At 69.1% G+C, this 12,868-nt stretch carries 13 protein-coding genes and 1 pseudogene; 3 read left to right on the top strand and 11 right to left on the bottom strand.

Features of this window, described 5'->3' with window-relative positions; all coding sequences use genetic code 11:
* Positions 1-2: 2 nt before the first annotated feature.
* The 3 genes from NL115_RS04680 to serB all read right to left on the bottom strand — a co-directional run bounded on the left by NL115_RS04680 (position 3) and on the right by serB (position 1,547).
* A complete protein-coding gene (locus NL115_RS04680) occupies positions 3-518 on the bottom strand; it encodes a hypothetical protein (RefSeq protein ID WP_254832044.1) in 516 nt (171 codons plus the stop codon).
* Positions 519-559: 41 nt separating this feature from the next.
* Positions 560-832 (bottom strand): hypothetical protein, encoded by a 273-nt coding sequence (locus NL115_RS04675; protein WP_254832043.1) that lies wholly within the window; start codon positions 830-832, stop codon positions 560-562.
* 82 nt (positions 833-914) lie between these two features.
* Complete coding sequence (gene serB / locus NL115_RS04670; protein ID WP_254832042.1) at positions 915-1,547, bottom strand: phosphoserine phosphatase SerB; 633 nt, start codon at positions 1,545-1,547, stop codon at positions 915-917.
* Positions 1,548-1,753: 206 nt separating this feature from the next.
* Between serB and NL115_RS04665 the strand changes: the two genes are divergently transcribed.
* Both NL115_RS04665 and NL115_RS04660 read left to right on the top strand, forming a co-directional pair.
* Positions 1,754-2,497: a metal-dependent hydrolase gene (locus tag NL115_RS04665; protein ID WP_254832041.1), complete on the top strand. Its 744-nt coding sequence runs from the start codon at positions 1,754-1,756 to the stop codon at positions 2,495-2,497.
* 74 nt (positions 2,498-2,571) lie between these two features.
* Positions 2,572-3,105 (top strand): DUF7978 family protein, encoded by a 534-nt coding sequence (locus NL115_RS04660; protein WP_254832040.1) that lies wholly within the window; start codon positions 2,572-2,574, stop codon positions 3,103-3,105.
* Positions 3,106-3,131: 26 nt separating this feature from the next.
* On the opposite strand, the gene NL115_RS04655 is transcribed toward NL115_RS04660, so the two are convergent.
* From NL115_RS04655 to NL115_RS20700, 6 genes and pseudogenes are all read right to left on the bottom strand, one after another.
* Complete coding sequence (locus tag NL115_RS04655) at positions 3,132-3,668, bottom strand: GNAT family N-acetyltransferase (protein ID WP_254832039.1); 537 nt, start codon at positions 3,666-3,668, stop codon at positions 3,132-3,134.
* A complete protein-coding gene (locus NL115_RS04650) occupies positions 3,665-4,477 on the bottom strand; it encodes a metal-dependent hydrolase (protein WP_254832038.1) in 813 nt (270 codons plus the stop codon). The genes NL115_RS04655 and NL115_RS04650 overlap by 4 nt, the downstream gene beginning before the upstream one ends.
* A 57-nt stretch (positions 4,478-4,534) precedes the next feature.
* Entirely contained in the window at positions 4,535-5,527 is a 993-nt protein-coding gene (locus tag NL115_RS04645; protein ID WP_254832037.1) for an amino acid ABC transporter permease, read from the bottom strand.
* The gene (locus tag NL115_RS04640) at positions 5,524-6,288 is read right to left on the bottom strand and encodes an amino acid ABC transporter ATP-binding protein (protein WP_254832036.1); all 765 of its coding nucleotides are present in this window, start codon (positions 6,286-6,288) and stop codon (positions 5,524-5,526) included. The genes NL115_RS04645 and NL115_RS04640 overlap by 4 nt, the downstream gene beginning before the upstream one ends.
* Positions 6,285-7,010, bottom strand: a complete 726-nt coding sequence (locus NL115_RS04635; RefSeq protein WP_254832035.1) for an amino acid ABC transporter permease — start codon at positions 7,008-7,010, stop codon at positions 6,285-6,287. Before NL115_RS04635 ends, NL115_RS04640 begins: the two co-directional genes overlap by 4 nt.
* Before the next feature lie 7 nt (positions 7,011-7,017).
* Positions 7,018-7,335: pseudogene (locus NL115_RS20700) on the bottom strand (transporter substrate-binding domain-containing protein); the annotation flags it as partial.
* Between the two features lie 848 nt (positions 7,336-8,183).
* Between NL115_RS20700 and NL115_RS04625 the strand changes: the two are divergent.
* Positions 8,184-9,653 carry a replication factor C large subunit gene (locus NL115_RS04625; RefSeq protein WP_254832033.1) on the top strand — a complete coding sequence of 490 codons (1,470 nt, stop codon included), beginning with the start codon at positions 8,184-8,186 and terminating at the stop codon, positions 9,651-9,653.
* A 705-nt stretch (positions 9,654-10,358) separates the two neighbouring features.
* Here NL115_RS04625 and NL115_RS04620 read toward each other — a convergent pair.
* A complete protein-coding gene (locus tag NL115_RS04620) occupies positions 10,359-11,255 on the bottom strand; it encodes a prenyltransferase (protein ID WP_254832032.1) in 897 nt (298 codons plus the stop codon).
* Between the two features lie 2 nt (positions 11,256-11,257).
* On the bottom strand, positions 11,258-12,868 hold the full coding sequence (locus tag NL115_RS04615; protein WP_254832031.1) for a phytoene desaturase family protein: 1,611 nt from the start codon (positions 12,866-12,868) through the stop codon (positions 11,258-11,260).

Here is a 12,868-nt window from a genome sequence, read left to right as displayed (position 1 = left end):
TCTCACTCGTCCGCGTCGGCTTCGTCTTCCTCACCCTCGGCGACCGTCTCGGCCAGCGTCTCGCGGTCCGGGAAGTACGCGGGGGCGTCCCGTTCGACCTCGAATGCGACCACGCGCTCCAGTGCCTCGTCGCCGTCCTCGACATCGTCCAGCTCCGCTGCGAGGTCGGCGTAGCCGCCGGCGAGGTCGTTGAACGCGTTCATGCGGGCCTGTTTCGCCTCGACCAGCGTCTGCTTGTGCTCGACGGTCGACACGGCTGACTCGGCGGCGTCAGCGGCTGCCTCGGCCTCGTCGCCGCCCGCCTCGGGGCGCTCGGGCTCGGCCGTCGAGGGCGGGGTCGCGATACCCTCGGTCGCGTCGTCGAGGTCACCGCGGAGCGCCGCCAGTTCGTCGTCGACCTCGTCCAGTAGCTCGTCGGCTTCCTCCCCCAGCTGCTGGACGCGCCCGGAGCAGAGTGCGGCCTGGGTCCGACAGTACTCGACGAACGCCGCCGCGTCCGGCGGGTCGGATTGGTCCATGCGCCCCTTCGGGTGGGCAGCGGAAAGTCAGTTCCGGGGACTCACCGCAACAGCAGCAGCGTCGCGCTCCCCACGACGACCGCGACCGGATACGCCGGGTGTGCTCGCGAGAACCGCAGGAACCGTTCGAGCGTGACGCCGGCCAGGGCCGGTATCACGCCGGTCCCGGACGAGAGCGAGGCGACGATGACCCAGGCCGCGATGAGCGCGCCGACCCCACCAGCCGTCCGGAGCGGGTTGGCTCCGGCCCACAGCGCCAGTCGCCGGGGGCCCCACCGGAGGCCGCGAAACAACAGTCCGATGCCGAATGCCATACCCGAGGATGGGTGGCAGCGGCCGTCAAACCTCGTACGACGTGCGTCAGACGCGTCGGTCTCGGCCATCGACTGGACCGCCTCAGAGGACGCCGCGCTCGGTCAGCAGCTCCTGTAGCTCGGCCATCGACTCGACGACAACGTCGCAGTGGGGTTCGACGGCCGGCTTCGGTTCGTACCCCACGGCGAGGCCTGCCACCTCCAGCATCGGCAGGTCGTTCGCCCCGTCGCCGACGGCGACCGTGTCGGTCATCTCGACGCCCACCTCGTCGGCGAGGTCCTCCAGCGCCTCGTCCTTGGTGCCCTCGATGAGCGGCCCCTCGACGTCGCCGGTCAGCTTGCCGTTCCGGATGGGGAGCCGGTTGGCGACCACCGTGTCCACGTCCGTGCCGGCGTCGTCGAGCGCGCGGGCGACGCCGCGCTCGAACCCGCCGGTGAGGATGGCGACCGTGTGGCCGGCGTCACGGAGCGCGTCGATGACCTCGGCGGCGCCCGGGCGCAGTTCCACCCGGCCGAACGCGCGGTCGGCCTTCTTCTCTTCCAGCCCCCGCAGCAGTTCCGCCCGCGAGCGCAGGCTCTCGGCGTAGGACATCTCGTCGTTCATCGCCCGCTCGGTGATGTCGGCCATCTCCTCGGCTACGCCCTGCTCGCCCCCCAGTAGCACGGTCATCTCGGAGTCGCTGAGCGTCCCGTCGAAGTCGAACGCGATGAGCATCTGCGCGGTCGTTCGCCGGGTTCGGGCTTGAATCCCCCGCGTTGGAGTTGCCTTGTCGTTCGGCCGAGCGACGCGCGTGGTGGTTCCCGCGGAGCGCTCGCGCCCCACTCCTCACCACACGGGCGCCTCCTGTTCTCCGGAACCGAACGGTCGTCCCCCACCACACCGGCAGAACGTTGATACTCGCACACGCCCCAGGCCGACCCATGCCACCGACGGTCGTCCACGCGGCGCTCGGGGTGATTCTCGCGGCCGCAGCGCTCGGTGCCGCGTTCGACCGGCGGGCCGCCGTCGTCGCGGGAGCGGCCGGTGCTGCGCCGGACCTCGACGCCCTCCTCGGGTTGCTCGCGGTACCTGGCGGGCTCCCCGTCCCCGAGAGTACCCACGGGGCCGTCCTGCACACGCTGTTCATCCCCGGGCTCGCGGCGGCCGTCCTCTACGCCGACGCGCGGCGGGACCGGCTCGTGGCCGAGCGTCTCGGCGCCGCCGGCGTGCGGCTGGCGTGGGTCGCGGTCGTCGTCTACGCCGCCGCCGGCATCGGCCTCGACCTCCTGAACGTCGCGACGGCCAACCCGTTCTGGCCGCTCCACGACCAGTTCTACGCGTTCGTCGGGAGCATCGTGTTCTCCAATCAGGAGCTGTTCGCCCAGTCGTACGTCCAGTTCGGGACGGAGGGGTACGCCGTCTACGTCGGGCAGCAGGGCGGGACGGCCGAATTCTTCATCCCCTCGCCATTCAACCCGGTTCGCGGGCCGAACGGGAACTCCGAGCGTATCGTCGATATCGTCGAGTCGGGCTGGCAACTGCTCGTGCTCGCCGCGGCGCCGCTCGTCGGCTGGCTGGCCGCCCACTCCGACGCGGCCAGCCGGACCACCGCATCGCCGGCCGACGGCGGGGGGAGCGAGGCTGCGAGTAGCTCGGAAGCCGACCCCGTCCCGACGGACGACTGAAGGGGTGTGTGGTTGGTTCTCGGAACCCGTCGGCCGGAAACTACTTTCGGCGGCCCCGTGACCGGCCGAACGGAATGTCAGTTTCAGTCGGCAACAGGAAGGTCCCGCTCGCGGTCGGCGCCGCCGTCGGTGCTGCCGCGGAACTGGTCGGCTACGTCCTCGTCTTCATCATCACCTCCGGCAGCATCCGCGACAACATCCTCCGTCAGGCGACCGACATCCCGACGTGGAAGGCCGTCGGCTGGGTGTTCTTCAACGCCCACTTCGTGGAGACGATGGTCGACCTGGGCTTCCTCGGGAGCGGCACCGGGAGCTTTATCGGTGGCGAGGATGGGTTCACCACCCTTCTCTACGTCGTCCCGCCGCTGGTCCTCATCGCGGCTGGCCTCGCCGTCGGACAGTACGGCGATATCGACGAACCGGCCGAGGCGCTGCTGGGCGCTGCTGGCGTCGTGCTCGGCTACCTCGTGCTCGTGCTCGTCGAGCTGTTCCTGTTCCAGGCCGAGGGAACCGGTCCGGTGCTCGCGACGGGTGTCCTCCTCGCGGGCCTGGTCTACCCCCTCGTGTTCGGCACTGTCGGCGGCCTCATCGCGACGGTCACCGACTGACGCCCGGCGGCCACGAGCCCCCCGGCTCAGAGGTCACGCGCCACGAGTTCGCCCCACCCGGTGAAGCCGTGGCGTTCGTAGAAGGCGCGGGCCCGCTCGTTCTCCGTGTCCACGTCCAGCAGGAGCCGGTCCAGCGGCAGGGTCTGCTCGCGGGCGTGGGCCAGCACCCCCTCGAACAGCTCGTCCGCGAGTCCAGTCCCACGGTTGCGCGGGGCGACCCACAGCTCGTTCAGGACGGCCGCGTCCCAGACGAACGCCAGTCGCTCGGGGAGCAGGAACGCGTAGCCCGCGAGCGGCGGCCCGTCCGTGACCTCGCGCGCCGGGACCGCGACCAGCACGCAGCCGGGGTCAGTCTCGACGCAGCGCCGGACCCAGTTGAGCCAGTCCGTGCGGTAGTCCGCGGTGAGCTTCTCGGCGTACGCAGCTTCCTTCTCGGTGTTCCCTGCCTCCCCGAGCCCGAGTTCGAACGACCGCTTGCCGGCCCACAACGCCTCGGCATCGTGGTCCGGGTCGTACGGCCGGACGGTCGGGTCCGGGTCCGGCCCCGCGGTGGGGCTGGTCACGGCGCATCCCCCTCGCCGTCGGATGTCTCGTTGGCCTCCGAATCCAGGGGGGCGCTGTCGTCGCCGACCCGACGGACCGCCGGCTCCGCGTCGCCGTCCGTCTCGGAGGGGGCCCGCGTCGTCTCGGCCATCGCCACCTCGGGTGAGAGCCGGGCGCGGACCGTCAGGCCGATGACGCTCGCGACGACGAGCAGGAGCTGCCAGCCCCGGAAGACGACCGGGAAGACCCGCCGGACGTCCTTCGGCTCGCGGCCCTTGTCCGGGTCGATACCGCTGCCGACGTGGTAGTCGCGGGTCGAGCCCTGCCCGCCCACGTCGACGCGAGCGCCGCCCCCACCGCCACCGCTCGGCTCCGGCGTCGCGGTCCCGATCTCCACGAACGACTGCTGGAAGCCGGCCTGGCTGGAGTAGTTGGCGGCCCCGTCGAATGCGTAGAACTGGTCGTGAAGCGGGTAGAGGAGGTTCACCCCGGCGGGGTTGGTGAGGTCGAGGCCGATGGCCGAGACGACGACCGCGGCGATGGCGGCCCACGCCACCCGCACGCCTCTGTCCCCGTACCGCTCGCGGACCAGCGAGCGCTCGCCCAGGTGCGTCTCCGCGTACAGGTAGGTCGCGGCGAACAGCGGGATGAGGACCGTGTGGAACAGCGCCCGGTGGGTCGATTCGAGGGCGAGGCTCGTGACGGTGTCCAGGTCGACGAAGACGACGGCGGCCGCGACCGCGAGCAGGGCCCGACGGTCGAAGTAGGGCCCGAGCACGGCTGCAGCGACGAGGAGCCCGAAGGCGACGTGGACGACCGTCGATGGCACGCCCGGAGGGCGGGCCGCGGTGGGCAAAGCGGTTTCGGCGGGTGTGGTGGCCGCGACCTACCGCCGGCCCTTGGTCCCCAGCCCGGGGATGGCGACGCGGCCCTCGACGTAGCTCATGAACGCCGACGCCGAGACGACCAGCGCGATGTAGAACAGCGCGGCGGCGGTGTAGATCTGGACGTACAGGTAGGTGTCGTTGCCGATGGCCTCGGCCCGGAAGAACAGCTCCCGGACCGTGATGAACGAGGCCAGCGAGGAGTACTTGATGAGGTAGACCAGCTCGTTCGACCAGCCCGGGATGGCGAACCGGAGCCCCTGGGGCAGGACGACGTGCCGGATGGCGTCGACCTTCGAGAGGCCGATGGCGCGACCGGCCGTCAGCTGGCCCGAGTCGACCGACAGCAGCGCCGACCGGATGTACTCGGACTGGTAGGCCGCCGAGTTGATGGTGAAGCCGATGAGCGCGACCATCACCGCCGTGTCGGGCAGGACGCCCACGCCGACGCCGGGCACCTCCCGGACGTACTGGGTGAGCCCCAGCCCGAAGTAGAGGACGAACAGCTGTGCGAGCAGTGGCGTCCCACGGATGAGTTCCGTCGCCGCGAGTGCGGGATACCGGGCCACGCGATTACCGTAGACCCGGGCCACGCTCAGCGGCACCGCCAGCACCAGCCCTGCGAGGATAGAGACGACGGTGAGGACGATGGTGACCCAGGCACCGGCTGCGAGTTGCGGGAGCGCCTCGATACCGAAGGCGATGAAGTCCAGTCCGCCCGCAAGCCAGTCCAGCAGGCCCGCGAGAGGGCCCGGCGCGGCCGCCTGCCGGAGGGCCTCGCCCGCCGACACGAACGGCTGGGTCGGGAAGAACGTCTCCCGCGAGGTCACGTTCGTCCCCGGGACGACTACCCAGTCGTACACCCACCGGACGACGAGCCAGGCCCAGAACGGGCCCAGCACGGCGTAGAACAGCGGTCGCCGGCCGAGTTCGACACCGACGGTGCCGCGTGTGGTCGCCGAACTCCCCGGCTCGTCGGCGGTCTCGGTGCTCATCCGTGCTGGCCCCCGTGGAGGCTGGTCAGCCGTTCGAGGAACTCACCCGTCCGTTCGTGCTCGGGGTCCTCGAACAGCTGCTCGGGCGGTCCACGCTCGACGACCGTCCCCTCGTCGAGGAAGGAGATGGTCGAGGCCGCCTCCTGTGCGAACCCCATCTCGTGGGTGACACACAGCATCGTCATCCCGTCGTCGGCGAGGTCACGCATCACGCGCAGCACCTCGCCGATGAGTTCGGGGTCGAGCGCGCTCGTCGGCTCGTCGAACAGCATCAGCTCCGGGTCCATCGCCAGCGCGCGGGCGATGCCGACGCGCTGTTTCTGGCCGCCCGACAGCTCAGCGGGGTAGGAGTCGGCCTGGTCGGCCAGCCCGACACGTTCGAGCTGGCTCATCGCCTCGGCGCGGGCCTCCTCCTTCGAGTGGCCCAGCACCTCGCGCAGCCCGAGTGTGACGTTGCCCAGCGCGGTCCGGTGGGCGAACAGGTTGAAATCCTGGAACACCATCCCGACCCGACGCCGGAGCGCGTTCACGTCCGTCTCCGGGGTCGTGACGGGCTCACCGTCGAGGTAGATGGTGCCGGAATCGATCTCGGTGAGGCGGTTCACACAGCGGAGCATCGTCGACTTGCCGCTCCCCGAGGGCCCGATGACGACCTCCACGTCGCCACGCTCCATCTCGAAGTCGATGCCGCGGAGCACCTTCTCCTCGCCGTAGGACTGGTGGACGTCCTCGAACTCGAGGAGCGCGTTCGCGTCGCTCATCGTTCACCTCCCGTGCCCGGGATGGCGAAGCGACGACCGAGCAGTTCCAGCCCCTGGTTGGTGAGGACGGTCAGGACGAAGTAGACCAGCGAGACCGCGAGGATGACCTCCAGCACGGACGTCGACTGGCCGGGCTGGGTGAACAGGTTGAATCCCCGCGTCAGCAGCTCCGAGAGGCCGATGAAGAAGGCGACGCTGGTGTCCTTCAGGACGATGGTGAACTCGTTCTGGAAGCCTGGAATCGAGCGCCGGAGCGCCTGTGGCACGACGACGTGCCGGATGGCCTCGAACTGGCTCATCCCGACCGAGCGGGCCGCCTCCATCTGCCCCTCGCCGACGCTCTGGATGGCGCCACGGAAGATCTGGGACTGGTAGGCCGCGCTGCGGAGCCCCAGCCCGAGGGTCGCGGCCTCGAACGCGCCGACGTTGATGGGGTTGACGAAGAACGTGAACGCCAGGATGACCAGGAGGGGGGTCCCTCGGAGCAGGACGCCCGCGCGGTTCACCGCGGCCGCGACGGGGCCGGAGCCGTACACCTCGACGATGCCGGCGGGGAGCCCCGCCAGCAGGCCGAGGACGACGCTGGTCAGTGTCAGCGCGACCGTGATTCCGGCGCCGAGGAGCAGGAAGTCGGCGTTCCTGAGCACGAACGCCCAGTCGCCGGCCTGGAGCACCACGCCGGGGTCGAGCCGACCGGCGACCGACGCGAACACAGTGGTCATCGGCTCAGTTCTCGCGGACGATGATTGACTGGTCGGCGCTGTAGTACGGGTCCGAGAAGTCGATGGCGTTGTCCCGCTCATCGGTGATGGTCATCGCCGCCGCGATGGCGTCGATCTTGTCGTCACGGAGCGACGGGATGAGCGCGTCGAACTCGAACTCCTTCCAGCCGCCGAACTGGTACTCCGTCTCGGCGACGATGGCCTCGAACAGTTCCACGTCGAACCCGGTCAGCTCGCCGTCCTGCTTGATCTCGAACGGCGGGAACCCCGGCGCGGTCCCGGCGACGATCTCGGGCCCTCCGGACCCGCCGTCGCCACCGTCGCTCCCACCGCTGTCGCCACTGCTGCCGCCGTCCTCCGAGCCGAACCACTCGTTGCGGAGCTCCTCGTAGGTGCCGTTGTCGCGGACAGCCTGGAGCCCCTCGTTGAGGGCCTGCTGGCGGTCGCTGTCGCCCTGGCGGATGCCGAAGCCGTAGCGCTCGCCCGTCTCGTAGACGAACGCGACCTGCACGGCGCGCTGGTCGGCGAACGTGTTCCCGACCGGTTCGTCAAGCACGATGGCGTCGATGTTACCGTTCTCCAGGTCCTGCACCGCGAGGGTGTAGTTGTCGTAGGCGTTGTAGTTTGACTCCTCCAGCTTGTTCTGCTCGATGAGCTGCTTCTGGATGACACTCTCGCCGGTGGTCCCCTTCTGCGCGCCGACGGGGTGGCCCGAGAGGTCGTCCAGCGAGGCGGGCATGAAGCTGCCACCATCGCCGCCGTCACCGCCGTCACCGCCGTCGCCGCCACCGTCACCACCGTCACCGGTACAGCCTGCGAGCATCGCGGCGCCGCCAGTGGCAGCGAGGGCTTTGAGGTACGAACGACGGTCGGTTCCGCGGTCACTTGGCATACATTCGTATACATATAACGCAACCATAGTACCTTTGCCTTCGTCCCTCGTGTGAGAACCGTTCGATTGAATGGTGCTCTAGTATTGGCGGAATTGGTCGACGCTCGTCAATTGTGGGTGCTTGTTAGTGTAGATGGTCGGTGCAACAGCTCGTGGAAATGGACGCTAGTTCCGTGCTACCTCATGTCGGGGTGGGTCGGGTGCCCCTCGTGTGCCGTTCGCTCGGTTCGACGGACGCCCCTCCGCAACCACTAACCCCAACCCCCGCTTCCCTCCGCTAAATGGACTGGACGGAGAAGTACCGGCCCACGACGCTGTCGGAGGTCCGGGGCAACGACAAGGCCCGGGACCAGCTCCACGAGTGGGCCCGGTCGTGGGACGACCACGGCGAGGCGGTCATCATCTACGGCGCGCCCGGCGTGGGGAAGACCAGCGCCGCGCACGCGCTCGCGAACGACATGGGCTGGTCGGTGATGGAACTCAACGCCAGCGACTCGCGGACCGCTGACAAGATCAAGAAGGTGGCCGGCGGCGCGGCGATGAACCAGTCGCTCACCTCGACGGGCCGGCAACTGGTCATCCTCGACGAGGCGGACAACCTCCACCAGCACAAGGACCGCGGCGGCGCCCGCGCGATGACGGACCTCGTGAAGTCGGCCAACCAGCCCATCGTCCTCATCGCCAACGACTTCTACGAGATGTCACGCGGGTTGCGGAGCGCCTGTCGGGATATCGAGTTCCGGGACGTGGGCAAGCGCTCCATCCTCCCCGTCCTCCGGGACATCTGCCGCAAGGAGGATATCCAGTACGAGGACGCCGCGCTGGACCGTATCGCGAGCACCAACGACGGCGACCTCCGCGGGGCCATCAAGGACCTGCAGGCCGCCGCCGAGGGGCGGGACCGCATCACCGAGGACGACGTCTCGACGAGCGACCGCGACCGCACGCAGGACATCTTCTCGCTGCTCGACGCGGTGCTCAAGGAGCAGTCGCCGGAGGAGGCCCTCCAGACCGCCTACGACACGGACGAGACGCCCGACGACCTGCTCCAGTGGGTCGAGGACAAGGTCCCGACGGTGTACGAGGGCGACGAGGTGGCTGACGCGTACGGCTACCTCGCGAAGGCCGACCGCTGGCTCGGACGCGTGCGGGCGACGCAGAACTACACGTACTGGCGCTACGCGACCGACAACATCGCGGCGGGTGTCGCGGCCGCCCGTACCCGCGACCGCGGTGGCTGGACGCGCTACGGCGGCGCCCCCTATCGGTCGTACCGGGACTCGACGCGGGACTACATCGCCGAGCGCATCGCCGAGTCCGCCGGGGTGTCGACGGCGACCGCTCGGCGTGAGATCATGCCGTTCCTCGCGGTGATGACCCACCACTGCAAGAATCGCGAGTTGACGGTGTTGATGGCCGCCCGCTACGAACTGGAGGCAGAGCACGTCTCCTTCGTCACGGGCAGCGGCGAGTCGACGAACAAGGTGCAGGACATCGTGGCCGACGCAGAGGAACTGCGCGAGCAGGAGGCGGTGGAGCATTCGGGTGGCGCGTTCGCTGGTGGTGTGGCGGAGTCGGAGATGGACGGGGAGGAGGGTGACGATGCCGACGGCGAAGACGAGGAAGTCGCGCAGGCGACGCTCGGTGGCGGTGACGATGGCTCGGGCGACGGGGAGGAGGAGGGCCGCGAGGCCGACGCGGAGGCCGCGGAGGATGACGACCAGCAGTCCGGGCTAGGCGATTTCATGTAGAGACAGGAATTAAAGTGCTAATTAGCGACATTCAACGATTAGGTCGAATATTTTGCTCTAAAACCTCTAGTATATTACTAATTCGGACCATACGAAGTCCTTGTGTTCTCTGCCAACAATTTCAGCGACAACAACTACGAAGCCCTCGCACTCTCGGGTTGAGGGCCTCGCTGCGCTCCTCGGGCGCCGGAGGCGCCTGCGGTGCTTGCGTCGGCCGTCTTCCCCGAGAGCGCTCGCCCTTCGAGTCCGCCAGGGGGAGGTGTTTCGGGTCGAGCGACGCGCGTAGTGGTTCCAGCGGAGTGCTGGTGCCCCCACACCTCCCCGCGCTCGCGCCGGATGCGCTCACCACGCTCCCTTCGGTCGCGGGTTCGCTGGGATGGTGCGAGCGCGCTTCCTGTTAGTGGAACCGGCCGGCCGAGCAGCCGCTCGTCGGCCGGGAGCGTGTGCCGAGCGGCTTGCCCGCGAGGCCGTGCGCCCCGGGGAAGGGCAGGGCCGCCGCGCCCGTGACACGTTCTGTGTCCTGGCGGACTCGAAGGGCGAGGCCGCTCCGCGGTGCCCCGGCGACGCAAGCACCGCAGCCGAGCGACCGAAGGGAGCGAGGCAAGGAGCACAGCGAGCCGCGGCCCCGGAGCGGCCGAGGGCTTCGTACAGGGTTCCGCCGCTTCGGTCATCGTTTGAACGGCAAAGCGATTCGCAGCTGCCGCCCTACCCCACGAACGGGTTGCCGTAGACCAGTACGTACAGCCCACCCATCGTGATGACCATCCCGGCGAGCGAGTTGATGATGGGGTACCACCAGTAGGCCTCGTCCACGTCCACGCGGGCGAAGGTGATGCCGAACACCAGCAGCGGGTACAGCATCAGCACCACCGTGAAGAAGGGGTGGACGTAGACGAACGCCACCGCCGCCAGGAGCCACATCAGCGCGCAGTAGAGGAAGGTGTTGAACCGCCCGAGGTAGGTCGCGGTCGTCTCGATGCCGGCGGCGCGGTCGGGTTCGATGTCCGGAATCGCGGAGAACGTGTGCATCCCCATCGTCCAGAGCCAGCCGCCGACGATGGCGCCCAGCGGTGGCAGTTGCCCGGCGAGCGCCGTGTACGCCACGACGCCGGGGAGGATGTAGAGGCCGTTCGAGAGCGAGTCGAGGAACGGCGTCGTCTTGAAGCGCAGCGGCGGCGCCGAGTACTCGACCGAGAGGAAGCCGAACAGGGCCAGTGTCCCCACTGCGGCGAGCGGGAGGAACGGGACGAACACCAGTCCCAGCAGCCCCGAGACGACGACGGCCGCGACGACGAGGCGGGAACCCTGGTACCGGACCTCCCGGCCCTCCTTCTTCGGGTTCTCCGCGTCGATGTCGGCGTCGAAGATGTCGTTGACGCCGTAGAGGAAGACGTTCGCGGGGAGCAGGAAGTACGCGAACAGCGCGAGCGCGAGCGGGGCGAACAGTTCGCCGACCGAGCCGGCGGCGTACGCCACACCCACCACCACGGGCCCCGCGAGATACAGCCAGAATCGGGGGCGCGACAGTCGGAGCAAGTAGCCGACGGCGGTGTCCTCGGGCGGCAGCACGCGCTCCAGCGCCAGCGATTCCTGCTCGGCCATGGCTATCGGTCGGGGGCGCTCCCCGCGAGGTCCTCGATGACGCAGTCGGCGGTGTGCTGGCCACTCACCAGACACATCGGGACGCCGATACCGGGCGTCGTGTACGACCCCGTGAAGTAGAGGCCGTCGACCTCCTTCGAGCGGTGGGGCGGCCGGAGGAACGCGGTCTGGCGGAGCGTGTGGGCCATCCCGAGCGCCGTGCCCTGCATCGAGTTGTAGCGGTCGGCGAACTCCGAGACGGAGAACGACTCCTCGAAGACGATGCGGTCGCGCAACTCGACGCCCGTGTTCTCGGCGAGGTCGTCGAGCACGAGTTCGCGGTACTTCTCACGTGTCTCGGGGCCGTCCTCCAGGTCCGGCGCGATGGGGACGAGGACGAACAGGTTGCTGTGGCCCTCCGGCGCGACGGTGGGGTCCGTCTCCGAGGGGACACAGACGTAGTAGGCGGGGTCGTCGGGCCACGCCGGGTCGTCGAAGATGGTCTCGAAGTGCTCGTCCCAGTCCGTCGGGAGGACGAGCGTGTGGTGCTCCAGCGGGTCGACGTCGCCCTCGACACCCATGTACAGCAGGAACGCCGACGGCGCGTACGTCCGGGAGTCCCAGTAGTCAGCGTCGTAGCCGCGCTCGTGTTCGGGGAGCAGTTCCTGCTCGGTGTGGGCGTAGTCGGCGTCGCTCACGACGTAGTCGAACGACGCCCGGTGCTCCGTCGCCGCGCCGCCGTCGGGCGTCGCTTCCGCCGGCTCGCCGTCGACGGCCGTCGCCGCGTCGCTCCCGCCCTCGGTCCGGGTCGGGAGCCCCGTCTCGGCGGCCTCGCCGACGACGAGCTCGAAGCCCTCGCGCCGGGTGATGATCTCCTCGACCGGCGCGCCCGTCTCGTAGGTCACGCCGAGTTCGCCGCCGAGTTCCACGAGCGCGTCGACGACGGCGCCGATGCCGCCGTCGGGGTAGTAGACGCCGAGGTTGAAGTCGACGTGGCTCATGATGTTGTACAGCGCCGGCGTGTTCTGCGGCGCGCCCCCGAGGAACACCAGCGTGTACTGCATGATCTGCTGGAGCTTCGGGTGGTCGAAGTGGTTCGAGACGTAGCCGTCCATCGTCCCGAGCAGTTTGAGGCCGACGGGCGCGGCCTTCATCACGTCGAGGTCGACGTAGTCGCGCAGCGAGGTGCGGTCCTCGTAGACGAAGTTGTCCATCGCCGTCTCGTAGTGGTACTCGGAGGTGTCGAGGTAGTTCTGGAAGGTCTCGCCGGCACCCTCGGCGTAGGACTCGAACGTCTCGGCGTTGGCCTCGCGGTCGGCGACCATGTCGACGCTGTCGCCGTCCTTGAAGAAGACCCGATAGTGCGGGTCGAGCCGCGTCAGCGAGTAGTAGTCCTCGGGTGCTCGGTCGAAGTGGCCGAAGAACCGCTCGAACACGTCCGGCATCAGGTACCAGGAGGGCCCCATGTCGAATTTGAACCCCTCCGCCTCGAGTCGGGAGGCACGCCCCCCGAGCTGCTCGTTCTTCTCGAAGACAGTCACGTCCGCACCGGCGTCGGCGAGGTAACAGGCCGTCGAGAGGCCACCGAAACCGCCACCGATTACGGCGATCCGTTCGCCGTCGAGCCCTTGCAT

This window comes from Haloglomus salinum, from assembly GCF_024298825.1.
In the GTDB taxonomy this organism is placed as follows: domain Archaea; phylum Halobacteriota; class Halobacteria; order Halobacteriales; family Haloarculaceae; genus Haloglomus; species Haloglomus salinum.
The sequence above is the reverse complement of the archived record's forward strand: the minus strand, read 5'-3'. Positions and strand labels throughout refer to the sequence as shown.

Coding starts and splice junctions, on each gene's coding strand:
- NL115_RS04680 (WP_254832044.1), bottom strand. CDS start 518: ATGGACCAATCCGACCCGCCGGACGCGGCGGCGTTCGTCGAGTACTGT.
- NL115_RS04675 (WP_254832043.1), bottom strand. CDS start 832: ATGGCATTCGGCATCGGACTGTTGTTTCGCGGCCTCCGGTGGGGCCCC.
- serB (WP_254832042.1), bottom strand. CDS start 1,547: ATGCTCATCGCGTTCGACTTCGACGGGACGCTCAGCGACTCCGAGATG.
- NL115_RS04665 (WP_254832041.1), top strand. CDS start 1,754: ATGCCACCGACGGTCGTCCACGCGGCGCTCGGGGTGATTCTCGCGGCC.
- NL115_RS04660 (WP_254832040.1), top strand. CDS start 2,572: ATGTCAGTTTCAGTCGGCAACAGGAAGGTCCCGCTCGCGGTCGGCGCC.
- NL115_RS04645 (WP_254832037.1), bottom strand. CDS start 5,527: ATGAGCACCGAGACCGCCGACGAGCCGGGGAGTTCGGCGACCACACGC.
- NL115_RS04640 (WP_254832036.1), bottom strand. CDS start 6,288: ATGAGCGACGCGAACGCGCTCCTCGAGTTCGAGGACGTCCACCAGTCC.
- NL115_RS04635 (WP_254832035.1), bottom strand. CDS start 7,010: ATGACCACTGTGTTCGCGTCGGTCGCCGGTCGGCTCGACCCCGGCGTG.
- NL115_RS04625 (WP_254832033.1), top strand. CDS start 8,184: ATGGACTGGACGGAGAAGTACCGGCCCACGACGCTGTCGGAGGTCCGG.
- NL115_RS04620 (WP_254832032.1), bottom strand. CDS start 11,255: ATGGCCGAGCAGGAATCGCTGGCGCTGGAGCGCGTGCTGCCGCCCGAG.
- NL115_RS04615 (WP_254832031.1), bottom strand. CDS start 12,868: ATGCAAGGGCTCGACGGCGAACGGATCGCCGTAATCGGTGGCGGTTTC.